Annotated in this window: 1 protein-coding gene; it reads left to right on the forward strand. The window is 60.1% G+C overall.

Annotated elements, in window-relative coordinates:
• Nucleotides 1–629: IS3 family transposase (locus ACODS0_RS28015; RefSeq protein ID WP_488838509.1), on the forward strand; the 629-nt coding region annotated here is incomplete at both ends.

Raw genomic sequence — 629 nt, forward strand, 5'->3', positions numbered from 1 at the left:
GTCTTGCGCGTAGCTCGTACTTCTACCATCGGGCCCGCGCGGCAATCGGAGACAAGTACGTGAGGGTGCGCCAGTCCATCACCGAGATCTTCGAGTCCAATCACCGCTGCTATGGCTACCGCAGGCTGCAAGCCTCACTGGCCAGAGAGCAAGGCCCGATCTCCGAGAAGGTGATACAGCGGCTGATGAAGCAAGAGAGCCTGGTCGTTGCAAAACCCAAGAGGCGTCGGTATGCGTCTTACCTGGGCGAGATCAGCCCAGCACCAGAGAACATCATCAACCGTGACTTCCAGGCAGCAGCCCCCAACAAGAAATGGCTGACCGACATCACGGAGTTCCAGATCCCTGCAGGCAAGGTCTACCTGTCGCCGATCATCGATTGCTTCGACGGGATGGTGGTGAGCTGGACCATCGGCACGAGTCCGGATGCAGAGCTGGTCAACACCATGCTGGATGCAGCCATCGAGACCGTCACAGAGACAAGCGATCGACCAGTGGTCCACTCAGACCGCGGAGGTCACTACCGCTGGCCTGGCTGGCTATCCAGAATGAGCGAGGCCAAGCTCACCCGCTCGATGTCCCGCAAGGCCTGCTCGCCTGACAACGCAGCGTGCGAGGGCTTCTTCGGT

Source organism: Acidovorax sp. FG60 (assembly GCF_057808995.1).